We start from the raw sequence: 26,973 nt of genomic DNA on the forward strand, positions 1-26,973 counted from the left end.
ACAAGAATATAAACCAATCCCGAATTAAGAACATTAAAATATTGTTAATCAACATATTAATAGGAATTACATAAGTCCGTTTAGAATATGTTGCGCATTTGATAATGAGACACCAAATACCTAATCATATACTAAAGGGAATTTAGGCTATTTTGCCATTTCCAAGCAGATAGTACCGCTTCTTCTAAACTGTATTGTGCTTTCCAACCTAAAACCTCATTTGCTTTTGAGGTATCTGCGTAAGCAGAAATAACATCACCAGGACGTCTATTTACTATTTTATAGTTGAGTTTATTATTTGCTACTTTTTCAAAAGCTTGAATAACCTCTAAAACAGAACTCCCAGTTCCAGTACCTAGATTAAACGTTTCATTATTAGATGTATTTTTATTTTCTAACAACCTTTTTAAAGCAATAACATGTGCTTTTGCAACATCTACCACATGAATATAATCTCTTATGCAGGTTCCATCTGTTGTTGGATAATCGTCACCATAAACAGAGAGTTGCTCTCGAATTCCTGCACCTGTTTGCATGATGTACGGAATTAAATTTTGCGGCACACCAATTGGTAATTCTCCAATTTTAGTACTTTCATGTGCTCCTATCGGATTAAAATACCGTAAGGATATAGCTTGTATATTACTATTTACCTTACACGTATCTTGTATGATTTCTTCGCCAATTTGTTTGGTATTTCCGTAAGGAGATTCTGCAAATTGTATGGGTGCATTTTCTGTTATCGGCATGGCTTTGGCTTGACCATATACTGTACACGAGGAACTAAAAATAAAATTAGCTGTTGGTAGTTTCTCTAATTCTTGTAACACATAAACCAATGTATTGATGTTGTTTTCATAATACATTAAGGGATTTTGCACACTCTCACCTACTGCTTTACTGGCAGCAAAATGGATGACTCCATGAATATCTTGATGTTGCTTAAAGAATTCTTGAACTTTCGCTTTGTCTTTTAAATCTAGCTTTTCAAAAACTGGCATTATTCCTGTAATGGAAACAATACCTTGTAAAACCTCTAAAGAGGAATTAGATAGGTTATCTATAATCACCACTTGGTATCCTTCTTTTTGAAGTTCTACAACCGTGTGCGAACCTATAAAACCTAAACCTCCTGTGACTAATACTTTCATTGGCTAATGTGTGCGTTAAGGATGGAAGCGGTATCCTTTTTTTGCTTGCCTATATGGCAAAAAAAGATTTAAGCGAACAGCCTGACCCTTGCGGTAACGCTCTAATTATTTGTTATAAACTCTTTAATCTTATCGGTGATAAACTGTATTTGCTCATCGTCTAACTCGGTGTGCATAGGTAAAGAAATGACTTCTTTTACCAATTGGTTAGTAACCGGAAAATCTGCTTCGTTATATCTGGTATCTTGATACGCTTTTTGGTTGTGTAACGGAATTGGATAGTACACACCACATGGAATATCATGGCTATTTAAAAACTTCACTAAGCCATCTCTATCTACATTATTTAGCTTTAACGTGTATTGATGAAAAACGTGACAATCACAATCTTCGCAAATTGCACCACATGTTTTAGAAACCTGAGGCGTTGTTATACTAGCGATCCCTTCTAGAGCTTTACTGTATTTTCTTGCGGCAGATTGTCTCGCCTTATTATACGTATCTAAATGTGGTAATTTCGCATTTAACACCGCTGCTTGAATAGAATCTAATCTAGAATTCACACCTACTACATCATGATGGTAACGTTCGTACATGCCGTGATTTACAATTCCTCTAATGGTGTGTGCTAATGCATCATCATTAGTAAAAATTGCTCCTCCATCGCCATAACAACCTAAGTTTTTAGATGGAAAAAAGGAAGTAGAAGCCACATGACTTATAGTTCCTGCTTTCGCTTTTTTACCATTACTGTAGGTATATGTTGCACCTATTGCTTGTGCATTATCTTCTATAACATATAAATTATGTTCTTCGGCAAGTTTCATGATTGCTTCCATATTGGCACATTGACCAAATAAATGCACAGGAACTATTGCTTTTGTTTTTGGTGTTATTGCCTTTTTAATCGCATCTACACTAATATTAAAGTCGTTTGGATCTACATCTACCAAAACTGGAGTTAATTGCAATAATGCGATTACCTCAACAGTTGCAGCGAATGTAAAGTCGGCTGTAATAACTTCGTCTCCTGGCTTTAAACCTAAACCCATCATTGCTATTTGCAATGCATCTGTACCATTAGCACAAGGAATAACGTGTTTTACACCTAAATAATCTTCTAAGTTTTTCTGAAATTCATGAACTTTTGGTCCATTAATAAAGGATGCGTTATCGATTATTTCTTGAATAGTTGGATTAACAATATCTTTTATACCTGCATATTGACCTTTAAGATCAACCATTTGAATTTTTTTCACATTCTTAAATTTGGAAACCTCAACACTACATTTAGGCTCATTATATCTCACGAATTTACAAAAAACCATATAGTTTAGCAATGAAGATTAATGAATAATAAATAATTTATTTAATACTAGAATATGTATTTAATTTAAAAGAAATGTATTTTAGCAATAAACAAAAACTATTGGGTTTCATTTATAACATACTTATTTCTTTAACTTCATTTGTTTTAAAAGGAATAGCGCTATTTAATACCAAAATTAATAAAGGTGTTAACGGAAGAAAACAAACATTCGCTGCTTTAAAAAACAATATATCAAAAACAGATACTTGTATTTGGTTTCATTGTGCCTCTTTGGGAGAATACGAACAAGGACTACCGGTTTTTAAAGAAATTAGAAAGCTTTATCCGAATCATAAAATTGTGCTTACTTTTTTTTCGCCTTCTGGTTATGAAATAAGAAAAGACACCGAAATAGCAAATATTGTTGTCTACCTTCCTTTAGACACTAAGAAAAACGCTAAAAATTTCATGGATCTTGTAAATCCGGAATTAACGGTATTTGTAAAGTATGATATTTGGCCAAATTTTTTAAAGGAATTAAAAAAACGAAACTTAAAAGCTATTTTAATTTCTGCTTTATTTAGACCTAATCATTCTTTTTTCAAATTCTACGGAAAAGAACAACGTAAAGCTTTATTTGCTTTCGATCATATTTTTACTCAAAATGAAGCTTCCAAAACCCTATTGCATACCATAGGCTATAATAAAGTAACCGTTTCTGGAGATACCCGTTTTGATCGTGTTTATAGTCAGTTATCACAAAACAACAGCTTAGCTTTTATTGAAGCATTTAAACAAGATAGTTTATGTATTGTTGCAGGAAGCACTTGGCCAGAAGACGAAAACATTTTATTAGATTATATAAATAAAAATGCTTCCGAAAAGCTAAAATTCATTATTGCACCTCATAATATTAAAAGTGCACAAATAGATCGATTTATTAAACAATTACAAGTACCAAGTATAAAGTATTCTGAAAAAGAAAACAAAGACATCTCCAAATCTACTGTCTTTATAATGGATACTATTGGATTATTATCCAAAACCTACAGCTATGCAGATATTGCCTATGTTGGAGGCGCAATGGGTAATACAGGATTACATAATACATTAGAACCTGCTGTGTTTGGCATACCTGTACTTATAGGAAAAAACTACAAAAAATTCCCTGAAGCGTTCGCAATGTTAGAAGAAGGAGGAATGTTTACCGTAAAAAACAAGGAAGAATTAGCCTTTACACTTACAGAATTGATTCAAAATAGAGAAAAGAGAGAGAGATCTGGAGCACAAAATCTTAATTATATTAAAAAAAACAAGGAGGCAGTCATCCAAATCATCCGTTATATACGTAAATAGACTATTAAATTAATCGGAATAACGATTATGTTAAAAATTTTAACAAACTTGTGCGAATTTTAACAGGAAGTTGTTACTTTCGTAGTATTGAAAATTAACACTAAAACTATTACTAATGAAAAAATTATTATTTAGCGCTGCTTTATTATTAGCATTAAGCGTATCGTTTACATCTTGTAGAGAAGTAAAAGAAAAAACTGACGCGGCTGGAGATGCTGTAGAAAACGCTGCTGAAGCTACTGGTGATGCACTAGAAAATGCTGCTGACGCAACAGGTGAAGCTTTAGAAGATGCTGGAGACGCTGTTGAAGGTGCTGCTAATTCTGCTGTTGACGCTGCAGGTAATGCTGTTGATGCTGCTGGAAATGCAATTGAAGACGCTGCTGACTCTGCAAAAGATGCTGCTGGAAACGCGGTTGATGCTGCTGAAAAAGCTGCTGGTGATGCAAAAGATGCTGCTGGAAATGCTGTAGACAAAGCTGCTAATGCAGTTTCTGACAAAGCAAAAGATTTAAAAGCTAAAGCTGCTACTCACTAATTACGAGACTTAAATTTAAAAAGCCTTCATCTTTATGAAGGCTTTTTTTTGTGCTTATTTTTAAAATCGAAATACTAGAAAACACAAAAGCCTTACCTATCTCCGTAAGGCTTTTCTATGAAAAAGAGGAATGAACTATACGCAATCTCTTATCCTTGTTTAGAGAAGAGCTAATCCATAAAACAGGATTGTTTTTTTCACTTAAAGAATACTCTTGAAATTAAAATTTACTTAAATTAAAACAAAAGCCACACATTTCTATATGGCTTTTTTGTTTATAACGGGAATTGACTGCGTCGAGTCCCTGTTTCAACATCTTGAGAAAAGTCAATCCAAAAAATTGGATTGCTTTTTTGTTTTAAAAATATACTTGAAAGCGAAATTTATCTAAATTTTTAAAACAGAAAAAGCCACACATTTCTGTATGGCTTTTTCTGTTTATAACGGGAATTGACTGCGTCGAGTCCCTGTTTCAACATCTTGAGAAAAGCCAATCCAAAAGATTGGATTGGTTTTTTGTTTTAAAAATATATTTGAAAGCGCGCTTTCCGTATATTTTTAAAACAAAAAAGCCGAAACTTTCGTTTCGGCTTTTCATCTGTACTGAAGACGGGACTTGAACCCGTACGTCCTAATGGACATTGGATTTTAAGTCCAACGTGTCTACCAATTCCACCACTTCAGCAGGAAACGATATGTAAAATATCGCTTGGTATATTATAATGAAAGTCTCAGAGCGAAAGACGGGATTTGAACCCGCGACCCCCACCTTGGCAAGGTGATGCTCTACCCCTGAGCTACTTTCGCAGTCTTTTGTATGAACGTGCAATATTGCTATTGCGGTTGCAAATTTAAAATAAATCTCTTAATTGCAAAGCTTTTTTTGAAAAAATATTAATTTTTTTTTCAAACCTCTTTTTTCTTCACCAACATTCGTTTTATTTCGTTGAGTTTCATCAACGCTTCTACAGGCGTAAGTGTATCAATATCAATATCTAAAATCTCTTCTTTAATTTCTTCTAGCAATGGATCGTCTAAATTAAAGAAACTCAATTGCATTTCATCTTTTAACGATTTTACTTTATCGGTAAGTTCTTCGCTAGAATGTGATTTTTCTAATTTCTTTAATATTTTATTAGCGCGATGTATTACCTGCTGTGGCATTCCAGCCATTTTAGCTACGTGAATTCCAAAACTATGCTCACTTCCGCCAGGAACGAGCTTACGCAAGAACAAAACATTATCTTTTAGTTCTTTTACAGAAACATTGTAGTTTTTTATTCTAGTAAATGTTTCGGTCATTTCATTTAACTCATGATAATGGGTTGCAAAAAGTGTTTTTGGTTTTGCAGGATGCTCATGTAAATACTCGCTAATTGCCCAAGCAATAGAAATCCCATCATAGGTACTTGTTCCTCTTCCAATTTCATCTAACAAGACTAAACTTCGATTACTAATATTATTCAAAATAGAAGCGGTCTCATTCATTTCTACCATAAACGTAGATTCTCCCATAGAAATATTATCACTCGCCCCTACTCTAGTAAATATTTTATCTACCAAACCAATTCTAGCGGCTTTTGCAGGAACAAAACTTCCCATTTGAGCCAAGAGTACTATTAATGCGGTTTGACGCAAAATAGCCGACTTACCAGACATATTTGGACCAGTAATCATAATCATCTGTTGTGCATCTCTATCTAAAAATACATCATTCGCAATATAAGGCTCACCAATTGGTAATTGTTTTTCAATTACTGGGTGACGACCATCTTTTATTTCCAAATCATGAGAATCATCAATAACCGGATAGATGTACTTATTATCTTTTGCTAATTGTGCAAAACCAGCCAAACAATCTAACTGACCAATTAAATACGCGTTTTGTTGTACCGGTTTAATGTATTGATTCATCCAAGTAACCAATTCGGCAAATAGCTTTTGCTCTATGGCTAGAATTTTTTCTTCGGCACCTAAAATTTTAGTTTCGTATTCTTTAAGCTCTTCCGTTATATAACGCTCTGCATTTACTAAGGTTTGTTTTCTAACCCATTCTTCTGGAACTTTATCTTTATGCGTATTTCGTACTTCTATATAATAGCCAAACACATTGTTAGATGCTATTTTAAGGGAAGTGATTCCGGTGCGTTCACTTTCGCGTTGCAACATCTTATTCAGATAATCTTTACCCGAAGTAGACAAAGCTCGAAGCTCATCTAATTCTTCAGAAAATCCTTGCGCAATACTACTTCCTTTTAAAACATTAACAGGAGCTTCTTCATTAAGCATCGTTTTTATCTTCTCACGAAGTATATCACAGCTTTGTAATTTATCACCAATAATCTTAAGCGATTCATTATCGCAATTAGACGATAACACTTTTATTGGCAGTATTGCTTCTAAAGAATTTTTAAGTTGAATAACCTCTCGTGGATTCACCTTTGCAGTAGCCACCTTAGAGATTAATCTTTCTATATCTCCAATATGCTTGATGTGATTCTGTATTTTTTGAAGCGTCGTTTTATCTTTTGTAAAAAAGTCTACTACTTCATGACGCTGTTTTATTTTATCGACATTCTTTAATGGTAAGGCCAACCAACGCTTTAATAAACGTCCTCCCATTGGAGAAATGGTTTTATCAATAACATTTAAAAGTGTCACTGCATTATTGTTGGTAGAGTTATACAGTTCTAAATTTCGAATGGTAAATCGGTCCATCCAAACATAATCGTCTTCTGCAATTCTTGAAACAGAAGTAATATGTTGTAATTTATTATGCTGTGTTTCGCTTAAATAATGCAAAATCGATCCAGAAGCTATAATTCCTTCATGCAAATCGGCAATACCAAAACCTTTTAATGTTTTTGTATTAAAGTGCTTAATTAAAGTTTCGTTTGCATAATCGGTTTGATATACCCAATCTTCCAAATAAAAAGTATGGAGGTCGGCACCAAAAGTTTCATTAAAAAGTGTTCTTTTCTGTTTGGACACTAATACTTCACTCGGACTAAAATTTTGAAGTAACTTATCTATATATTCTGCATTTCCTTGTGAGGTTAAAAACTCCCCAGTAGATACATCTAAAAAGGAAATACCGATTTTATTTTTTTCAAAATAAACCGAACATAAAAAGTTATTCGATTTAGAAACCAAAACCTCATCATTAAGCGCAACTCCAGGAGTTACAAGTTCGGTAACACCTCTTTTTACAATATTCTTAGTCAGTTTAGGGTCTTCTAACTGATCACAAATAGCAACACGTTCACCAGCTTTTACTAATTTTGGTAAATAGGTATTTAAAGAATGATGCGGAAAGCCTGCAAGCTCAATTTCGCTTTCGCTTCCTGCGCCTCGTTTGGTTAAAATAATTCCTAAAATACCTGCGGTTTTAATAGCATCTGCACCAAAGGTTTCATAAAAATCACCAACACGAAATAATAATAAAGCATCTGGATGCTTCACTTTTATAGCATTATACTGCTTCATTAAAGGGGTTACTTTCTTTTCTTTTTTTGCCAAGGGTAGATGTTATTTTTAGTAAAAATTCATTTCATTGCGAATTTAGTCAAATTAATAGTTGTTATAAAATAAAGTTAAAAACTAAATTGTAGTACTAGGAATATAATGTTTTAGTAAATTTGGTATAGATATTTTTAAATCAAACCATTATAAATTATGAAAAAAGCAATTTTATTAAGTTTTGCTATGCTAGCAATGACGACAGTAGGAATGGCTCAAAACACCACAAAAGCTAGTGAAGCAAAAACAGTAGCTAATGAAGATGGCGCAAAAATTGAGTTTGAATCAGAAACCATAGATTATGGGACTATTGAAAACAGCTCGGATGGAAATAGGGAGTTTACATTCACAAATACAGGTACAACACCTCTAGTAATAACAAATGCCAAAGGTTCTTGCGGATGCACAGTCCCAACATGGCCAAAAGAAGCGATTGCTCCTGGTGAATCTTCTGTTATTGGCGTACGTTATGCAACAGACAGAACAGGGTCTTTTTCTAAAAGTATCACACTAACTTCTAATGCTGTCAATGCTCCTAAAAAAGTAATACACATTAAAGGAAAGGTGAATCCAAAACCAGCAGAAGACAAGAATATTTAATTTCTTTTTTTTTGATAACTTTAAAACTTCCTTTTTTATAAGGAAGTTTTTTTTTGAATATTTGCAATATGAGAAAACTAAAAAATAACGAACTGGATCGATTAAGTGTTGAAGATTTTAAAACTTCGGCAAAGACACCTATTATTATCATTCTAGATAATATTAGAAGCTTAAACAATATTGGCTCCGTGTTTAGAACTAGTGATGCTTTTTTAGTTGAAAAAATTTATCTCTGCGGAATTACCGCTACGCCACCTCATAAAGACATTCACAAAACAGCTTTAGGAAGTACAGACACTGTTGCTTGGGAATATGCAGAAAACACTTTAGATGTTGTTGAAAAGCTGAAAAACGAAAACGTAAAAATATGCGCGATTGAACAAGCGGAAAATGCAACGATGCTAAACGATTTTACACCGGAAGCTAACCATAAATACGCGCTAGTTTTTGGCAACGAAGTTAAAGGTGTTGCACAAGATGTAGTTTCAAAAAGTGATGTGGTTATAGAAATCCCTCAATTTGGAACCAAGCATTCCCTTAATATTTCGGTGAGTTGTGGTGTTGTGGTTTGGGATGTGTTTTCGAAGCTAAAAAAGCTATAAGATGTCATTCCGACTAAAACGGAGGAATCTCAATGGGTTTCTCGACAAGCTCGAAATGACAAAACATCTACTCACAAATTCTATCTAACAACCAAAGGTAGTCTGCTCTGTTTTTTACAAAATCCTTATTTGAAATATCGATGATTTTAATATTCAATTCGGTTTGTTCCTTTAAAAATTCTAAATAACCAGAATTGATTTTGTCTAGATAATCGTTTTCGATATCTTTCTCGTAATTCCTACCTCTTTTCTTAATATTCGCCTGAAGCCTTTCAGTATTTTGATATAAATACACATATAAATCCGGTTTCGCTATATCTTTATATACTTGATAAAAGAGTTTTCTATACAGTTTAAACTCGTCTTCTGGCAAGGTAATTTTAGAGAATATTAACGACTTAAAAACATCATAATCGCTAACAATAAAATCTTTAAATAGGTCTAATTGCGATAAATCATCACTAATTTGTTGGTAACGATCTGCAAGAAAGGACATCTCTAAAGTAAACGCATAACGCTTAGGTTCTTTATAAAATTTTGGCAAAAACGGATTATCAGCAAAGCGTTCTAAAATAAGCTTCGCATTAAAATCATGTGCCATTTTATTGGTTAAACTCGTTTTCCCTGCACCAATATTTCCTTCAATTGCAATAAAATTATACTTAGAGAAATCATATTGCTTACTTGGGTTTTTCAGCCAAATATTTACTGGTTCTAAAACGCTAGTATCTTCGCATGCTTCCAACAAAACACTAACTTCTTTCTCTAGAACGGGATGCTTCATTTGCGAAGCTATATTTTGCAAAGGCTGCAACACAAACTTACGTTTATGCATTTCTGGATGCGGAACTTGTAACGATTTCGTATCTATAACTTCATCTTCATAAAAAATAATATCTAAATCTATGATTCTAGATTCATATCCTTCCTTTTTAGAGCGAACTCTCCCTAATTGCTTTTCAATATCTAATAGAATCTTTAAAAGCTTACTTGCTTTAAATTCGGTTTCTAGAATTAAGCAGGTGTTAAAAAACGCCTCGCCTTCAAAACCAAAAGCAGGTGTTTTATACACCTTAGATATAATTTTAATATTACCAACTTGTTCGTGAATACAATCAATAGCGTTTTGCAAATTTTTAAATTTGTCGCCTTTGTTGCTTCCTAAAGAAATGTATGCTTTTTTTGGTTGGCTCATAAGTTATTTAACGAATCTCCTCTTTTTTGTTCCTATGAAATAACTAAAACAACAAGCGAAGATGCATTCGTGCAAAATAAGTAAAACAATTTTTAATGCTTTATATTTATCTTAGCTATTTATTCACAATTTATTCTCAAAAGTTTTTGAGCGGAAACTTGTCTAATCTGAATACATTAAATACGACAGATATAATATGAAACGAACAAACATTAATCAAATTTAGATTCCTGCCAACATTGGAAACATTATGACATTAAAAGATAAACTTGCTGCACAACGTATTTACCTATTTTTAGGTGCTCTATTTATAACCTCGTTAGTGGTTTCGAATTTAATATTTCAAAAGTTTTTTTATTGGTATCCTATGGATGTAGAAATTTTTGGATCGAAACTATTTGAAATTTCCGTTGGTATTCTACCATATCCTATCACCTTTTTAGTAACCGATTTAATAAGTGAAATCTACGGAAAAAAGCGCGCCAACGATATTGTTATTGCTGGGATTTTCGCCTCCTTTTTCTCGATGCTAATTGTTTATGTAGCGAATGTTGCACCAGCTACAAGTTGGTCGCCAGTAGATAACCAATTATTCACCACTGTTTTTGGAAGCACAGCAATTGCGGTTTTTGCTAGTATGATGGCTTACTTACTTGCTCAATTAATAGATATTCAGATTTACCACTTTTGGAAAAGAGTCACCAAAGGAAAACACTTATGGTTGCGAAATAACTTCTCCACCTTTTTATCTCAGTTTGTGGATACTTTTACCATTTTAATATTACTATGTTCTTTTCATATTATAGCTTGGGATAAATTTGCGGGATTGTTAGCAGCAGGATTTATTTTTAAAGTGCTCATTGCTATTTTTGACACGCCTTTTTTGTACTTAGGCGTCTATCTTTTTAGAAAACGTTTTAAGTTAAAAACTAACGAAGAAATAGATTTACTTTAAATGCTAAACTTATACTAAAGTCTATCTTTGTAACATCTAAACCTTGTATTATTACGTAAATACTTACACAAACAAATTTGTATTTTTTTATGAAGAAAGCTTTAAAAATCATTGGCATTACTTTACTCATTATTGTGGCACTTTTAGTTGCCATTCCTTTTATGTTTAAATCGCAAATTAAGGATATGGTAAAACGTTTTATAAACGAAAACATGAATGCTAATGTAGAATTTAGCGATGTAAACCTTAGCTTTCTAAGTAGTTTTCCGCAAGCGCATGTTAGTGTCGACGATTTAGTAATTACCAATTTCGCACCTTTTAAAGATGAAACATTTGCCACGGCAAAGTCCATTACTTTTGATATGTCTGTAAAAGAATTATTTAAAACTGCAGACGAAGGACCTATAATTATAAATGCCATAAATGTAAATGAAGCATTACTGACTTTAAAAACAAACAAACTTGGTGATGTAAATTATGATATTGTAAAGCAAAAAGAAAACCAAAACACAGAAGCTTCTGCAGATGAAAAAGGCTTTACCTTAGACATAGAAGATTACGCTATAAACAATAGTGCTTTCACCTATTTAGACGAAAAATCGAATGTTACTTTTTATATCACAGAATTGAATCATTCTGGAAAAGGAACTTTTTCTGGTGATGTTTCAGAGTTAGACACCAATACCGAAGCTAGAGTCAGTTTAAAATTAGACAGTACACAATATTTAAACAACAACACTATTAAATTAGACGCCTTAATTGGTTTGGATTTAGAAAACAACAAATACACTTTTAAGGAAAACAAAGCGATTATCAATCAGTTACCATTAGCGTTTCAAGGATATGTGCAAATGGTAGATGAAGGTCAGGATATCGATATTTCTTTTGAAAATACGGGTTCCGATTTCAAAGACTTCCTAGCCATTGTTCCTAAAGAATATTCAAAAAACATAGAAGATGTAGCGACTACTGGAACCTTTAAAGTAAAAGGAATTATAAAAGGACTCAGTAGCGACACCACCATTCCGCATTTAGATATTAATGTGACCTCTAATAATGCTTCATTTAAATATCCGGACTTACCAAAAAGTGTAGAAAACATCATCATAAATGCATCGGTTAAAAACGATGATGGAAATGTAGACAATACCTATGTGGATATAAAAGCTTTAAACTTTAAAATAGACGAAGACATCTTTAAGTCATCAGCAACCCTAAAAAACATCACTAAAAACATGTTTGTAAACGCCGACATTGATGGTGTTTTAAATCTAGCAAACATCACCAAAGCGTATCCTGTAACTTTAGAAAAAGAATTAAGCGGAATTTTAAAAGCAAAGTTGAATACTTCTTTTGACATGAATGCTATAGAAACAAATACATACCAACGCATTAAAAATAATGGAACAGTAGGTATTACTGACTTCATCTTTTCTGGAGAAGATATTGTAAACCCAATTCATATAAGTAAAGCTGATATTACTTTTCACCCTGGAACCGTTTCACTAAACAGTTTTGATGCACGAACAGGAACTAGTGACATAAGCGCAACAGGAACGATTAATAACCTATTAGGTTTTTTACTTAGTGACGGTAAATTAAAAGGTAACTTTAATGTAAAGTCGAATACCTTTGCGGTGAATGATTTTATGGTTGCTGAAACAGAAACTGCAACTAAAAACAAAACGACTACAGAGGAAGCATCTCTTAAAATTCCAGCATTTTTAGATTGCAGTATTCAAGCGGACGCAAAAACGGTCTTATATGATAACCTAACCCTTAAAAACGTAAAAGGGTCTCTTAAAATAAAAGACGAACAAGCCAATTTAGAAAATCTAACAACCAATATTTTTGATGGTGATTTAGCCATCTCTGGTTTGGTAGACACAAAAAACAAGACCCCTCTTTTTAATATGAATCTTGGTATCGCTAATTTTGACATCTCGCAATCTTTTAAAGATTTAGAATTACTACAAAGCTTAGCGCCTATCGCAAAAATATTACAAGGAAAACTAAATACAACCATTAATCTTTCTGGTGCTTTAGACGAAGAATTTTCACCAGATTTAGCTTCGGTTTCTGGAAATGCGCTTGCAGAATTATTAACGACTAATATATCTTCCGAAAATGCTCCTTTATTAAGCAAATTAAATGGCGCTTTTAGTTTTATAGATTTCGATAAGTTAGATTTAAAAGACCTAAAGACAAAATTAGAATTTAAAGACGGAAAAGTAAACGTGAAACCTTTTGACATCAAATATAAAGACATTAACATTACTGTAGATGGATCTCACGGATTTGATAAAAGCATGGCTTATAATGCCGTCTTACAAGTTCCTGCTAAATACCTAGGAAGTGAAGTAAACCAACTTATAGGTAAAATAAACGATCCTGCCGTAGATAAGATAACTATTCCTATAACGGCAACCATTGGTGGTACTTTTACTGCTCCAACCGTTAAAACAGATTTAACGAGCGGTGTTACCAACTTAACAAAACAGCTTATTGAAATACAAAAGCAGAAACTTTTAAATCAAGGGACACAACAATTACAAGATTTAATTGGTGATGCTTTAGGTGGTTCTAAACCTAAAAACGATTCCACAAAAACACAAACCAATAATCCAATTAAAAATGTACTCAGTGATATCATAGGCGGAAACAGCACAAACACCAATACCACAGATACGACAAATACAGAAACAACCCCTAAAAAACCTACTGTTGAAGACGGTGTAAAAGACATTTTAGGCGGACTTTTTGGAGGAAAAAAGAAGAAAGAAACTACAAAAGATTCGATTAAGTAAAAAAGAAGAAAAAAAAAGTGAATAAATATTATAAAATATGAATATTTAATTTACTTTTGCATCCACAATTAAAGATTCATTATGTTAAGAATAGAAATAAAAGAAGGAGAAAATATAGAACGTGCTTTAAAACGTTACAAGCGTAAACACAGAAATGTGAAAGTTATGCAAAACTTAAGAGAAAACCAGTTTTTCACTAAGCCATCTGTAAAACGTAGAAGACAAGTACAAAAAGCATCTTATATCCAAGGTTTAAGAGACGCTGAAGATATTTAGTAGTTACTTCTTTTTTAATATATACAAAAACACGCTTTTTATTAAAAGCGTGTTTTTTTGTTGGCTTTAATCTACACCAATCTCTACAACCAAACCTTCATTAGATCTTACATTAAAAACGGTTTGATCTTCAAAAATGAGGTATTGTCCTTTTATACCAACAAGCTTCCCAGAATAACTTCCTTGTTTTTTAATATTTAAACTTTTAGGTTTTAATGGATATTGCAACACCGGAAACTCAATATTCGTTTCGGTATTATCTTCTATAAAATACTGTTGCGCCTCATCTGGTATATATTGTTTTAAACGCTCACGCCAAACTACCAAGTCTTCATCTGCAATTTCATTTTTTAACATGGTTCGCCAATTGGTCTTGTCTGCAACATGATCTTTTAAAGCAATCTCGGTAATTCCTGCTAAATACCTATTTGGGACTTCTACAATTTCAATGGCTTCATGAGCACCTTGATCTATCCAACGTGTTGGTACTTGCCCTTTTCTGGTAACACCAACTTTTACGTTACTAGAATTAGCCAAGTAAACGATATGTGGTTGTAACTGCACTTTCTTTTCGTATGCTAAATCTCGATCTTCCTCATCTAAATGTGCCTTACTTAACTCTGGACGTATAATCCAATCTGCAGCTTGCGGAATATCAAAAAAACAGCTCTTACAAAATCCTTGTCTGTAAATCTCCTTATTTAAACCACAGTGTAAACATTGGTATTTCACAAACTTTATGTGTAACGTTTTGCCTAACAATTGATTCATATTCAAGAAATCACTTTCAAATACTAAATAATATTGAATAGGCTGTGCAAATTCGGTTGTCATTTTTGTTAAAACACCTTGGTAGAACATAAAAAAAAGTCTTATTTTTAAACTTCTTAAAGATAATATAAATATGGCAATTCCTATAGTCAATTCTATTGCTTCCTGGTTTTTAAAAAAGCGATTTCATCAAATCGAATTATTTTTAAAATACCCCAATGAAGTACAAACCGAATTACTATTAGATCTTATAGATACAGCAAAAGATACCGAAATTGGTAAACAATACGATTTTGCTTCTATAAAAAATTACAGACAATTTGCAGAACGTGTTCCTGTTTCTACTTACGAAGACTTACAGCCTAGTATTGAGCGTTCTAGAAATGGAGAAAATAATATTTTTTGGCCAACACCTATTAAATGGTTTGCAAAATCAAGCGGAACCACAAATGCAAAAAGTAAATTTATTCCAGTGAGCACAGACTCTCTAGAAGATTGTCACTATGCAGCAAGTAAAGATTTACTTTGTATGTATTTAAACAACAATGAAGACTCCCAACTCTTTACAGGAAAAAGTTTACGTCTTGGTGGAAGCAAAGAACTTTACAAAGAAAACGGAACTGCTTTTGGTGATTTAAGCGCAATTTTGATTGATAACATGCCTTTCTGGGCAGAATTTAGTAGCACGCCAAGCAATAAAGTTTCACTCATGAGTGATTGGGAACATAAAATGCAAGCCATTGTAGACGAAACTATTAACGAAAACGTAACCAGTCTTGCTGGTGTACCTTCTTGGATGTTGGTTTTACTAAACAATGTTCTAGAAACTACAGGCAAAAATAACTTACATGAAATCTGGCCAAACCTAGAAGTTTACTTTCATGGTGGCGTTAGCTTCACTCCTTACCAAGAGCAATACAAAAATATTTTACCTAAAAACAACTTTAAGTATTATGAAATTTATAATGCTTCGGAAGGATTTTTTGCAATCCAAGATCAAAACAATTCTAGTGAGCTACTATTAATGTTAGATTATGGTATTTTTTACGAATTCATTCCTATGGATACTTATGGAAGTACTAGTGAAAAAATCATTCCGTTGGCGGAAGTAACTATTGGTAAAAACTACGCCGTTCTTATTACCACAAACGCTGGATTATGGCGTTATAAAATTGGAGATACGGTTCGTTTTACTTCTACCAAACCATATAGAATAAAGGTTTCCGGACGAACAAAACACCATATTAATGTTTTTGGTGAAGAGCTTATTATTGAAAATGCCGAAGACGCACTAAAAACGGTTTGTAAAAAAACTAAAGCTGAAATTGTAGATTATACCGCAGCTCCAGTTTTTATGCAAGGCAGAGAAAAAGGCGCACATGAATGGCTAATAGAATTTAAAACACCTCCTAAAGACATTCACATGTTTAACGAATTGTTTGATAATGCTTTGAAAGCTTTGAATTCAGATTATGAAGCAAAAAGATATAACAACCTAACCCTCAATAAACCAACCGTTCACGTTGCTAGAGAAAAATTATTTTACGATTGGTTAAAGCAGAACAACAAACTTGGTGGACAACACAAAATACCTAGACTTTCTAACACTAGAGATTATATAGAAGAATTACTAAAGTTGAATATATAGTTGTCGTTAATCGAAGAAAAAAACAATCTATTTTCTTACAACGAGTATAAGTTATGCTTTGTCTAAAACAGTTAATTATTAAATAAATTAGAACTACTTTAGCCTTGCTATTAATCGATATCCATATACTAATAATGTAGTATTAATTATCGTCCATAAACAAAAACCCAAGTAAATTTACTTGGGTTTTTTATTTTTTAATATTTGGATTAGCTCGTCGGGATGTGATAAGTATTCCACCCTTTTATCTTGGCTAATATCTTCTAGAATAGTTGGGTTTCCAGAAACCAAAAGCGGGATATCCCCTTGTGCCAATATCGTCTCTATTTTACCAGAAACAGATTCTTCGGTTGGCGTTACAAACATAGACAGTATTAATTTTGGTCCAACTTCCTCTATCACTTGTTTTATATTTTCGGTAGGCACATTTTGCCCTAAGTAATATACTTTCCACCCCATTTCTCTTGCTATATAATAAGCAAGTAGAAGTCCGATTTCATGGTGTTCCCCTTCCGTCAAAAACATCAATATACTAGGTGCGTCTTTGTGCGGATAAGCAAGTAAATCAATAGCAGCAAACATTTTTTTCTTAATTAAATTAGAAATAAAATGCTCTTGAGCAGGCATTACTTTATTAATACCCCAAAGCACTCCAACTTGGTTTAGAAAAGGATAAATAAGTTCTGTAGTAGTAGCCAACAAACCTTTTTTAACAATTTGAGTTCTTAATATTTCATTGAAGGCCACTTCGTCCATATCGAGCATACTAACCACTAGTGCACTAATCTCATCTTCATAATTTCCTGAAATAAATTTATCTGAAATAGTTTGGTGAATCTCGGTATCCGACATCTTATCTATTTTAGAAATCCGATAACCATTCCTAGTTAATACCCCAATATTCAACAACTTCTTTAATTGAAGATCTGAATAATACCGAATATTAGTATCTGTTCGTTCCGGATTTAGAAAATTATATCTAGTCTCCCACTTACGTAATGTGTGTGCTTTTATTCCTGTTAAAGTCACAATTTGGGCCATTGTATATTTACTCATGTCTAATTATTTACTAGACAAAGTTAAACAAAAAATTAGGAAACCAATATTTCAAACAAAAAAACTTTGTCTAACTTTTTATTTATTTTATTTGACAAACTGAATAAATTTTATATATTTGTCTAAACAATAACAAAAAACATTAGACATTATGAAAACGAAATTCTTTTTTATCGCACTTTTTAGTCTATCCTTATTAACAACATCATGCAGTAATGATGATGATAGCAACAACTCAAATCCTACACCTACACCAAATATTGTTGAACTAGCACAAGCAACTCCAGATTTAAGTTCTTTAGTCGCCGCTCTTACTAGAGCAGATGGAGATCTTGTAACTGTTTTAAGTGGAAACGGACCTTATACAGTTCTTGCTCCTACTAATGCTGCATTTACAGCATTCTTATCTGCTAACGGTTTTGCATCTTTAGAAGATGTACCAACAGATGTATTATCTCAAGTACTATTAAATCATGTTATCATGGCAGATGTTTCTTCCAGTGATTTAGTAACAATGGGATCTGGGTACACTTCAGGAAGCGCAAGTGGCCCGGACGGGTTAAATATTAGCATCTATTTTGATGCATCAGGAAGTGTGATGTTTAATAACGTTGCAACAGTAACTACCGCAGATGCAGATGCTTCTAACGGAACAGTACATATTATAGATGCTGTACTAGGATTACCAAGCGTAGTAGATCATGCAGTTGCAAATCCAGCTTTCTCCAATTTAGTAGCTGCCTTGGGTGCCGCAGATGGAGATTTAGTAAATGTACTTAGCGGTACTGGACCATTTACTGTTTTAGCACCAGATGACGCTGCATTTAGCACATTTTTAAATGGTACTCCTTTAGGTAATGTGGATACTGCTGTACTTTCTCAAATATTATTGAATCATGTAATAATTGGTTCCACAGTTACTTCAACTACTTTAGTAGATGCTGGGGCTGGATATGAAAACACAGGCGCTAGTGGTCCTGGAGGGAATGCTTTAAGCTTATATTACAACACATCAAATGGCGTAATATTTAATGGAATTTCTACGGTAACGCAAGCAGATGTTGTAGGTACTAACGGAATAATTCACGCAGTAGATACTGTAATTGACATACCAACAGTAGTAACTTTTGCGGTTGCAGATCCAAATTTTTCAACGCTTGTTACTGCTTTAACCACTTTAACTCCTGCAACGGATTTTGCTGGAATATTATCGAGAACAGCAACAGGAAACGCAGACACTCTAGATCCTGATTTCACTGTATTTGCACCAACAAATGATGCCTTTACTGCTTTAGCTGCAATTCCTGCGGAAGGACCTTTAACACAAATATTATTACATCATGTAATCAAAGAAGCTAACATTACTTCTAGCATGTTAAACAACCCTGGAGATACTACTGCTGCAACATTAGAAGGTGATAATATCACGATTACACTACCTGGTTCTGGAAGTAACATTGCAGATATTACAGATGGTTCTGGAGCAACAGATATTGGTATCGTTGCAGTGGATGTACAAGCTGGAAACGGTGTAATACACGTTATTAACAAAGTAATGATTAACAACTAAAAATAACCAATTCCCCTAAATTGGTTATCTTAATAAACCGACAACGCAATTATGTTGTCGGTTTATTTAATTAAAAACACAAAATGAGTTCAAAAAAAATTATAATCGTTGGTTCTGGGTTTTCATCCTTATCTGCTTCCTGTTATTTAGCAAGCAAAGGGTTTGATGTAACTATTTTAGAAAAAAATAAAACGGTTGGTGGAAGAGCAAGACAATTAAAAAGAGACGGTTTTGTGTTCGATATTGGTCCAACTTTTTACTGGATGCCTGATGTTTTTGAACGTTTTTTTAATGATTTTAATACTTCGACTAAAGACTACTACAACCTCAACAAACTAAATCCTGCCTATCAAATTTATTTTGGGAAGAAAGATTCGATTAGTATTTCGGACAACTTTGAAGATATAAAAACAACTTTTGAAGGTATTGAAAAAGGTAGCGCTAATAAGCTTCAGAAATTTATTGACAAAGCACAAAGAAACTACAACATTGCGATTAAAGATTTAGTCTACAAACCTGGAGTGCATGTTTTTGAAATTATAAACAGTAAAACGATCTTAAAGTTATATGAGTTTATTTTGACCATCAAAAAACAAGTTACCGGTTATGTAAAAAACAAAAAGCTACAGAAAATATTAGAATTCCCAGTGCTATTTCTTGGAGCAAAACCAAGCAACACGCCATCGTTTTATAATTTTATGAATTATGCCGATTTCAAATTGGGTACCTGGCATCCAGAAGGTGGCATGTACGAAGTTGTTAAAGCAATGACATCCCTTTCGAAAGTCTTGGCGTAAAAACAATAACAGATTGCGCTGTTGAAAACATCAATATTGAAAATAAAAAAGTAGTAAGCGTTAGTACTAAACAAGGCGTAATGCCATGTGATATACTATTAAGTGGTGCAGATTACCATCATACAGAAACCTTACTTCCAAAAGAACTAAGACAATATTCGGAATCGTATTGGAATAAAAAAACCTTTGCTCCTTCTGCGTTATTATTCTACGTTGGATTTAACAAAAAACTAAAAGACGTTTCACATCATACCTTATTTTTTGATACCGATTTTGATGCACACGCCAAAACCATTTACGACACCAAAGAATGGGCCGAAAAACCTTTATTTTACGCAAGTTTTCCAAGTATTACAGATGCATCCACTGCTCCTGACGAAAAAGAAGCTGGCATATTTTTAATTCCTATTGCGCCAGATGTAGAAGACACGCCAGAAATTAGAGAACACTATTTTAAGCAACTTATAGATAGAGTAGAAAAAATCACTGGAGAAGATCTTCAAAATAATATTTTATTTAAAGAATCGTATTGCGTAAAAGATTTTAAAGACGATTACAATTCGTATAAAGGTAACGCCTATGGTTTGGCGAATACGCTTACACAAACACATGTACTAAGACCAAAATTAAAAAGTAAAAAAGTGGATAATTTATATTTCTGCGGACAACTAACTGTTCCAGGACCAGGTGTTCCTCCTTCTTTAATTTCGGGTAAAATAGTAAGTGATTTAATTATAAAAAACATCGCATAACATGAAAGCATTATTTGATACATCCAGTTTAAAATGTAGCAAGATTGTTACTAACAGCTACAGCACATCGTTTTCGCTAGGCATAAAACTATTTGCTCCTTCTATACGTCCTTCTATTTATGCAATCTATGGATTTGTGCGTTATGCCGATGAAATTGTAGATTCTTTTGAAGATTATCCGCAAGAAGATTTATTCTATGATTTTGTTGCCGATTATAAAAAATCCTTAGACAGAAAGATAAGTTTAAATCCTATTGTAAATTCGTTTCAAGAAGTAGCTCGAAAGTATCATCTACAAAGCTATGCTGAAGATTTTTTAAAGCGCATGGAAGCAGATTTAATGGTAACAGATTACACCACTAAAGAAGCGTATGAAAATTACATCTATGGATCTGCAGATGTTGTTGGTTTAATGTGCTTACGGGTATTTGTAAATAATGATGATAAAAAATTTGAAGCACTTAAAGAATCTGCAACACGTTTAGGCTCTGCGTTTCAAAAAGTGAATTTCTTGAGAGATATTAAAGAAGATACCGAAAACTTAGGCCGATCATATTTTCCAAATTTGGATAGTAATTCACTAAACAATTCGAATAAAGAAGAAATAATAAAAGACATTGAAAATGATTTTCACGAAGCATATAAAGGCATCATCCAATTACCTTTAGAAAGCAGACTTGGCGTTTATATTGCGTATCGATATTATTTAAAATTACTAAAGAAACTTAAAAAAGCAGACCCTGAAAAGATTTTAAGCGGAAGAATTAGAGTTTCCAATCCATTAAAATTAGTTATACTGACTAAATCGTACATACGATATAAATTAAATGCGTATTAGTTTTAACCGATTAAGTATCTTACAACATCATGAATATTATATTATACATACTAATTACAATAGCCACATTTTCTTGTATGGAAGTGGTGACTTGGCTTACTCATAAATATGTAATGCATGGTTTTTTATGGTATTTACATGCAGATCATCACCAACCAAAATACCCGCATGCCTTTGAAAAGAACGATGCTTTTTTTGTCATTTTCGCCATTCCTAGCATACTACTATTATACTTTGGTGTACATCCAAATTTAAATTACCTGTTCTTTATTGGTTTAGGTATTTTCTTTTATGGCATGAGTTACTTCTTAATTCACGACGTACTTATTCACCAACGTTTTAAATGGTTTAAAAACACAAAAAACAAATACCTTATCGGTTTAAGAAAAGCACATAAAGTACATCATAAACATTTAGGAAAACAGGAAGGAGAATGTTTTGGAATGTTATTTGTTCCGAAAAAGTATCATAACACGTTTAAAAAATAACACATGCAATCATACACCTATCTTTTTGTAGATTTAGCTTGTATTTCTGTTCCGTTTATAGCGAGTTTTTATAAAAAACATGCTTTTTACAAAGAATGGAATTCTTTTTTTAAAGCGAATATTATTGTCGCTATACTATTTATTATATGGGATTCTATTTTCACAAACCTAGGAATTTGGGGTTTTAATACCGATTACCTAACAGGAATTCACTTAGGTAATTTACCAATAGAAGAAGTTTTATTTTTTATCTGCATTCCATATTGCTGTGTCTTTACCTATTTCGCCTTACAACATATTATTAACCATAATCCTTTAGAAAAAATAGCATCGGTTTTAAGTTCTTTCTTCATAATTACTCTTTTTGTAGTTGGCCTTTTTCATTTTGAAAAACTGTATACTTCTATTACTTTTTTAAGTACAGCTGTTTTTCTAATCTATTTAAAAATGAAGAAAGTCAATCTTTCCTACCATTATTTCACGTACTTTTTAATTCTACCATTCTTTTTTATTAGTAACGGTATTCTTACTGGAAGCTTTTTAGTAGAACCGATTGTTTGGTATAATGATGCGGAAAATCTAGGAATTAGAATTGGTAATATTCCTGTGGAAGACTCCATTTACGGATTGCTTCTTATTTTCATGAATATAGAATTATATCGTTATTTTAAAAACAAAAAAACTAAGGTATAAGACTAAAAATAATATTATCCGGAAACCCTTCATCTTTTCTGTCCTCTTCCCGTTTAAAACTATTCTTTTCTAATAGAGCAATAGAACCTTTATTGTGTTTACTAGTAAACGCTTCTATAACCTCTAATTTAAGTGTATCCAAACCAAAATGCACAACACGTTGCAAAGCTTCGTTCATGAATCCTTTATTGTGATATTCTGGCAATAAATCATAACCAACCTCCGCTGTTTTTCGATCTGCACTAAAATTCCATAGGCAAATGCTTCCTATTTGTACAGCTTGATCATTAAGGTTTATAATCCAAGAAATAGATTCGTTATTATCTATATATTTTACTAACTCTTGTGTTTTAATTTCAGCTTCAGCAAAATTAATAGGTGCTCTTGCTATGTATTGTATTACTTCTTCATTAGAGCGAAGTGCAAAAACGATAGCTACATCCTTCGTATTCAAAATACGTAATGTTACTCTTTTGGTTTGTATTTCTGGAACGTCTTTAAATTGCATAGTTCAATATATAAAAAAAGCCATTTACAAATAAATTTATAAATGGCTTTTATAAGAATTACAACAAATAAAAATTAAGAAACTGCTTTCAATTTTTTAATCGTTGTTTTCGTCAGTTTTTCTTCTGCGTACTCTTGCGTTACATTTAATGCTTTCTCTTTACCTCCTGGCAATTCAAACATTGCATCGGTTAAAATTTCTTCGCAAAGGGAACGTAAACCACGAGCACCTAACTTATATTCTATTGCTTTACCAACAATAAAATCTAAAGCACCATCTTCAATGGTAAATTCGATTTCATCCATCTCAAACAATTTCTTGTATTGTTTAATGATCGCATTTTTAGGCTCCGTTAAAATCGCTCTTAACGTTTTAGCATCTAAAGGATCCATGTATGTTAATACTGGAAGACGACCAATAATTTCAGGAATTAAACCAAAGTCTTTTAAATCTTTAGGAATAATATACTGTAATAAGTGGTTTTGATCTACAACATTATCACTCATAGAAGCAGAATAACCAACGGCTTGCATGTTTAATCTTTTAGAGATTACACGATCAATACCATCAAAAGCTCCACCGGCTATGAATAAAATATTTTCTGTATTTACTTCAATAAATTTCTGATCTGGATGTTTACGACCTCCTTTTGGCGGCACATTTACAACAGTACCTTCAAGAAGTTTTAATAATGCTTGTTGCACACCTTCACCAGAAACATCACGAGTTATAGATGGATTATCACTCTTACGAGCAATTTTATCTATTTCGTCAATAAAAACAATACCTTTTTCTGCTTTTTCTAAATTGTAATCTGCAGCCTGAAGTAGTCTTGTTAAAATACTTTCAACATCCTCACCAACATAACCTGCTTCTGTTAACACAGTCGCATCTACAATAGCTAAAGGCACATTAAGCATTTTAGCAATCGTTTTAGCCATTAAAGTTTTACCTGTTCCAGTTTGCCCAACCATAATGATATTTGATTTTTGAATCTCAATATCGTCATCACTTGGTGGTTGCAATAATCTTTTATAGTGATTATATACAGCAACAGACATTACTTTTTTAGTAGCTTCTTGTCCGATGATATACTCATCTAAAAAGCCCTTAATTTTTTTTGGCTTGCGTAATACTAATTCTGCAGAAAGGTCGCTGTTATCGGTTTGTTTAGACTCTTCGATAACAATACCATGTGCTTGCTCAATACAGCGATCACAGATATGTGCATCTAATCCTGCAATTAATAAGTTTGTTTCGGGTTTTTTACGTCCACAAAACGAACATTCTAAATCTTCTTTTGCCATTACTTAAATTATATTATCATTCTTAACCTATTAAAAATCTATCCTTATAAGAGATTTCTACTACGTTAGATATGACAGTTTACTTTTGTTTTAGCTTCTCACTAAAATCTCATCAATCATTCCGTATTCTTTCGCTTTATCAGATTTCATCCAATAATCACGATCTGAATCGTTGTATACTTTGTCGTAATCTTGACCAGAATGCTTACTAATAATATTGTAAAGCTCTTCTTTTAAGATTAAGATTTCACGCGCAGTAATTTCTATATCACTAGCTTGTCCTTGTGCACCACCTAAAGGTTGGTGAATCATCACACGAGAATGTGTTAAACCACTACGTTTTCCTTTTGTTCCTGCACATAATAAAACAGCTCCCATAGATGCTGCCATTCCTGTACAAATTGTAGCTACGTCTGGTTTAATAAACTGCATCGTATCATAAATACCTAATCCTGCATATACACTTCCTCCTGGAGAGTTGATGTAAATTTGAATGTCTTTATTAGCATCTGTACTTTCTAAGAACAATAATTGTGCTTGAATGATATTAGCAACTTGGTCGTTAATACCAGTTCCTAAGAAGATGATTCTATCCATCATTAAACGTGAAAACACATCAAATATAGCGATGTTCATTTGACGCTCTTCAATTATATTTGGTGTCAAGTTTGTAGGATACATGCTACTAATTATCTTGTTGTAGTATGTACTGCTAATTCCTTGGTCTTTTATTGCGAATTTTTCGAATTCTTTTCCGTAATCCATATGTTGATATAAAAATTATAGTTATTAAAAAGGCGTTAAAACGTAAAAGTTTCAACGCCTAAATATAAGGATTTATTCTTTAAAATTATGTTAACACTTATATAAGCTAAGTGTAACTATTTTGCCTTCTTATTTATCTCCGTAAACTTCTTTTACAAAGTCTTCGTACGTTAATTCTTTAACTTTAACGTTTGCCTTTTCTTTATAGATACTTAATAAGCGTTGGCTAACGATTTGTTCTGATATTTTACGAGCTTCCTCTTGGTTAGATAAAACACGAGCAGCAATATCGTCTAGTTCTTTTTCTGAAGGATTCATTTGTCCGAACTGCGCCATTTGTGCTTTAATCATGTTTTTAGCATGCCCTTGAATATCTTCTAAGGTTACTTGGATTTTGTTATCTGTGATTAGTTTCCCTTCAATTAATTGGTAACGTAAGCTTTTTTCAGATTTTTCATATTCGTCTTTAGCTTGGTCTTCACTTAATTGTTGTTCTCCTGCAGTTTGCATCCATTTTTGTAAAAATGCTGCTGGTAAATCAAATTTAGTATTTGCTACTAAATATTCTGTAACATCATTTAAAAGTTTTTGATCTCCTTGTTGCACGAATTGTTTTTCGGCATCTTCTTTAATCTTTTCTTTTAACTCAGAAACAGAAGTTACGCTACCATCTGCAAATAATTTGGTAAATAACTCTTGGTCTAAATCTGCAAGCTCACGTTTGTTAATTTCTGTAACCGTAAAAGTTACTTCAATTTCTAAACCATGTGCATCTTCATGTTGTACTTTTAATGCATGCATTAAATCATGATCGTCACTATATAAACCTTTTGTTTTTAAAGTAATTACATCACCAACTTTAGCACCAACAAATTTCTTTGCGTTTGCAGCTCCTTTAAGTTTATCTAAAGTGATAGTTACTGTATTTTCAATTTCTTTTTCTTCGTTCTTAAAAGTTCCAGTTATTTCACTGTCTTTTTCGATTTCTGTTTGCGAAATTAATTTACCGTATTGTTTTTGGATGTTTACGATTTGATCATCAATCATTTTATCTCCAGCAACAATATTATAATGTGTTATTGCTTTTTTACTTTTTAAGTCTACGCTAAATTCTGGTGCTAAACCTAATTCAAATTCAAAAGAAAAGTTTTCGGCTTCCCAATTGATTTCGTCTTGTACTTTTGGTAACGGTTGCCCTAAAACATCTAACTTTTCTTCGGTTAAATATTTATTTAAACCTTCTTGTAAAAGTTTGTTCACCTCGTCTACTAAAACGGCTTTACCATATTGTTTCTTAACCATTCCCATTGGCACGTGCCCTTTTCTAAATCCAGGAATGTTAGCAGTTTTTCTATAATCAACTAAGATTTTTTCAATTTTGTCGCTATAATCTTCTTTAGCGATTTCTACTTTTACTACTGCATTTAATGCATCAATGTTTTCTCTTGTAATATTCATTATAAATGATATAA

22 protein-coding genes, 2 tRNA genes and 1 pseudogene are annotated in these 26,973 nt (G+C 32.7%); 13 read left to right on the top strand and 12 right to left on the bottom strand.

Annotated elements, in window-relative coordinates; genetic code table 11:
- Positions 1 to 131: 131 nt before the first annotated feature.
- Both galE and AMD28_RS08440 read right to left on the bottom strand, forming a co-directional pair.
- Positions 132 to 1,151 (bottom strand): UDP-glucose 4-epimerase GalE, encoded by a 1,020-nt coding sequence (gene galE / locus AMD28_RS08435; RefSeq protein ID WP_055443710.1) that lies wholly within the window; start codon positions 1,149 to 1,151, stop codon positions 132 to 134.
- Between the two features lie 101 nt (positions 1,152 to 1,252).
- Positions 1,253 to 2,395, bottom strand: a complete 1,143-nt coding sequence (locus AMD28_RS08440; protein WP_193787280.1) for a DegT/DnrJ/EryC1/StrS family aminotransferase — start codon at positions 2,393 to 2,395, stop codon at positions 1,253 to 1,255.
- A 185-nt stretch (positions 2,396 to 2,580) separates the two neighbouring features.
- On the opposite strand from AMD28_RS08440, the gene AMD28_RS08445 reads away from it, so the two are divergent.
- Together AMD28_RS08445 and AMD28_RS08450 are read left to right on the top strand one after the other, a co-directional pair.
- Positions 2,581 to 3,816, top strand: coding sequence for a 3-deoxy-D-manno-octulosonic acid transferase (locus AMD28_RS08445; RefSeq protein ID WP_055444340.1), 1,236 nt, complete (start codon positions 2,581 to 2,583; stop codon positions 3,814 to 3,816).
- Positions 3,817 to 3,931: 115 nt separating this feature from the next.
- Entirely contained in the window at positions 3,932 to 4,354 is a 423-nt protein-coding gene (locus tag AMD28_RS08450) for a hypothetical protein (RefSeq protein ID WP_083478269.1), read from the top strand.
- Positions 4,355 to 4,955: 601 nt separating this feature from the next.
- On the opposite strand, the gene AMD28_RS08455 is transcribed toward AMD28_RS08450, so the two are convergent.
- The 3 genes from AMD28_RS08455 to mutS all read right to left on the bottom strand — a co-directional run bounded on the left by AMD28_RS08455 (position 4,956) and on the right by mutS (position 7,873).
- Positions 4,956 to 5,039, bottom strand: a tRNA-Leu gene (locus AMD28_RS08455).
- A gap of 50 nt (positions 5,040 to 5,089) precedes the next feature.
- Positions 5,090 to 5,161, bottom strand: a tRNA-Gly gene (locus AMD28_RS08460).
- Positions 5,162 to 5,260: 99 nt separating this feature from the next.
- A complete protein-coding gene (gene mutS / locus AMD28_RS08465) occupies positions 5,261 to 7,873 on the bottom strand; it encodes a DNA mismatch repair protein MutS (RefSeq protein WP_055443711.1) in 2,613 nt (870 codons plus the stop codon).
- Positions 7,874 to 8,029: 156 nt separating this feature from the next.
- On the opposite strand from mutS, the gene AMD28_RS08470 reads away from it, so the two are divergent.
- Complete coding sequence (locus tag AMD28_RS08470) at positions 8,030 to 8,473, top strand: DUF1573 domain-containing protein (protein WP_055443712.1); 444 nt, start codon at positions 8,030 to 8,032, stop codon at positions 8,471 to 8,473.
- A gap of 68 nt (positions 8,474 to 8,541) precedes the next feature.
- A complete protein-coding gene (locus AMD28_RS08475) occupies positions 8,542 to 9,075 on the top strand; it encodes an RNA methyltransferase (protein WP_055443713.1) in 534 nt (177 codons plus the stop codon).
- Positions 9,076 to 9,142: 67 nt separating this feature from the next.
- Here AMD28_RS08475 and folK read toward each other — a convergent pair whose 3' ends face one another.
- Positions 9,143 to 10,270 (bottom strand): 2-amino-4-hydroxy-6-hydroxymethyldihydropteridine diphosphokinase, encoded by a 1,128-nt coding sequence (gene folK / locus AMD28_RS08480; protein WP_055443714.1) that lies wholly within the window; start codon positions 10,268 to 10,270, stop codon positions 9,143 to 9,145.
- A gap of 250 nt (positions 10,271 to 10,520) precedes the next feature.
- On the opposite strand from folK, the gene AMD28_RS08485 reads away from it, so the two are divergent.
- The 3 genes from AMD28_RS08485 to rpsU all read left to right on the top strand — a co-directional run bounded on the left by AMD28_RS08485 (position 10,521) and on the right by rpsU (position 14,308).
- Complete coding sequence (locus AMD28_RS08485) at positions 10,521 to 11,225, top strand: queuosine precursor transporter (protein ID WP_055443715.1); 705 nt, start codon at positions 10,521 to 10,523, stop codon at positions 11,223 to 11,225.
- Between the two features lie 89 nt (positions 11,226 to 11,314).
- A complete protein-coding gene (locus AMD28_RS08490; protein WP_055443716.1) occupies positions 11,315 to 14,032 on the top strand; it encodes an AsmA-like C-terminal region-containing protein in 2,718 nt (905 codons plus the stop codon).
- Positions 14,033 to 14,113: 81 nt separating this feature from the next.
- Positions 14,114 to 14,308 (top strand): 30S ribosomal protein S21, encoded by a 195-nt coding sequence (rpsU, locus tag AMD28_RS08495; RefSeq protein WP_055443717.1) that lies wholly within the window; start codon positions 14,114 to 14,116, stop codon positions 14,306 to 14,308.
- Between the two features lie 66 nt (positions 14,309 to 14,374).
- On the opposite strand, the gene AMD28_RS08500 is transcribed toward rpsU, so the two are convergent.
- Positions 14,375 to 15,169 (bottom strand): DUF2797 domain-containing protein, encoded by a 795-nt coding sequence (locus AMD28_RS08500; protein WP_055444341.1) that lies wholly within the window; start codon positions 15,167 to 15,169, stop codon positions 14,375 to 14,377.
- 43 nt (positions 15,170 to 15,212) lie between these two features.
- Between AMD28_RS08500 and AMD28_RS08505 the strand changes: the two genes are divergently transcribed.
- Positions 15,213 to 16,727: a GH3 auxin-responsive promoter family protein gene (locus AMD28_RS08505; protein ID WP_055443718.1), complete on the top strand. Its 1,515-nt coding sequence runs from the start codon at positions 15,213 to 15,215 to the stop codon at positions 16,725 to 16,727.
- Between the two features lie 177 nt (positions 16,728 to 16,904).
- On the opposite strand, the gene AMD28_RS08510 is transcribed toward AMD28_RS08505, so the two are convergent.
- Positions 16,905 to 17,783 carry a MerR family transcriptional regulator gene (locus AMD28_RS08510; protein ID WP_055443719.1) on the bottom strand — a complete coding sequence of 293 codons (879 nt, stop codon included), beginning with the start codon at positions 17,781 to 17,783 and terminating at the stop codon, positions 16,905 to 16,907.
- 151 nt (positions 17,784 to 17,934) lie between these two features.
- On the opposite strand from AMD28_RS08510, the gene AMD28_RS08515 reads away from it, so the two are divergent.
- The 5 genes and pseudogenes from AMD28_RS08515 (at position 17,935) to AMD28_RS08535 (ending at position 22,921) form a co-directional block, all read left to right on the top strand.
- Positions 17,935 to 19,353, top strand: coding sequence for a fasciclin domain-containing protein (locus AMD28_RS08515; RefSeq protein WP_055443720.1), 1,419 nt, complete (start codon positions 17,935 to 17,937; stop codon positions 19,351 to 19,353).
- Positions 19,354 to 19,436: 83 nt separating this feature from the next.
- Positions 19,437 to 20,902, top strand: a pseudogene (locus AMD28_RS08520) (phytoene desaturase family protein).
- A gap of 1 nt (position 20,903) precedes the next feature.
- The gene (locus AMD28_RS08525; RefSeq protein WP_055443721.1) at positions 20,904 to 21,740 is read left to right on the top strand and encodes a phytoene/squalene synthase family protein; all 837 of its coding nucleotides are present in this window, start codon (positions 20,904 to 20,906) and stop codon (positions 21,738 to 21,740) included.
- Between the two features lie 29 nt (positions 21,741 to 21,769).
- The gene (locus AMD28_RS08530; protein ID WP_193787281.1) at positions 21,770 to 22,228 is read left to right on the top strand and encodes a sterol desaturase family protein; all 459 of its coding nucleotides are present in this window, start codon (positions 21,770 to 21,772) and stop codon (positions 22,226 to 22,228) included.
- A 3-nt stretch (positions 22,229 to 22,231) separates the two neighbouring features.
- Complete coding sequence (locus tag AMD28_RS08535) at positions 22,232 to 22,921, top strand: lycopene cyclase domain-containing protein (protein ID WP_055443722.1); 690 nt, start codon at positions 22,232 to 22,234, stop codon at positions 22,919 to 22,921.
- Here AMD28_RS08535 and AMD28_RS08540 read toward each other — a convergent pair.
- From AMD28_RS08540 to tig, 4 genes are all read right to left on the bottom strand, one after another.
- Positions 22,911 to 23,429, bottom strand: a complete 519-nt coding sequence (locus tag AMD28_RS08540) for a GNAT family N-acetyltransferase (protein WP_055443723.1) — start codon at positions 23,427 to 23,429, stop codon at positions 22,911 to 22,913. The genes AMD28_RS08535 and AMD28_RS08540 overlap by 11 nt on opposite strands.
- Positions 23,430 to 23,503: 74 nt before the next feature.
- A complete protein-coding gene (clpX, locus tag AMD28_RS08545; RefSeq protein ID WP_055443724.1) occupies positions 23,504 to 24,736 on the bottom strand; it encodes an ATP-dependent Clp protease ATP-binding subunit ClpX in 1,233 nt (410 codons plus the stop codon).
- Between the two features lie 90 nt (positions 24,737 to 24,826).
- Complete coding sequence (clpP, locus tag AMD28_RS08550; protein WP_055443725.1) at positions 24,827 to 25,501, bottom strand: ATP-dependent Clp endopeptidase proteolytic subunit ClpP; 675 nt, start codon at positions 25,499 to 25,501, stop codon at positions 24,827 to 24,829.
- 129 nt (positions 25,502 to 25,630) lie between these two features.
- On the bottom strand, positions 25,631 to 26,959 hold the full coding sequence (gene tig / locus AMD28_RS08555; protein WP_055443726.1) for a trigger factor: 1,329 nt from the start codon (positions 26,957 to 26,959) through the stop codon (positions 25,631 to 25,633).
- Positions 26,960 to 26,973 lie beyond the last annotated feature (14 nt).

It is taken from the genome of Lacinutrix himadriensis, assembly GCF_001418105.1.
GTDB classification, from domain to species: Bacteria; Bacteroidota; Bacteroidia; order Flavobacteriales; family Flavobacteriaceae; genus Oceanihabitans; species Oceanihabitans himadriense.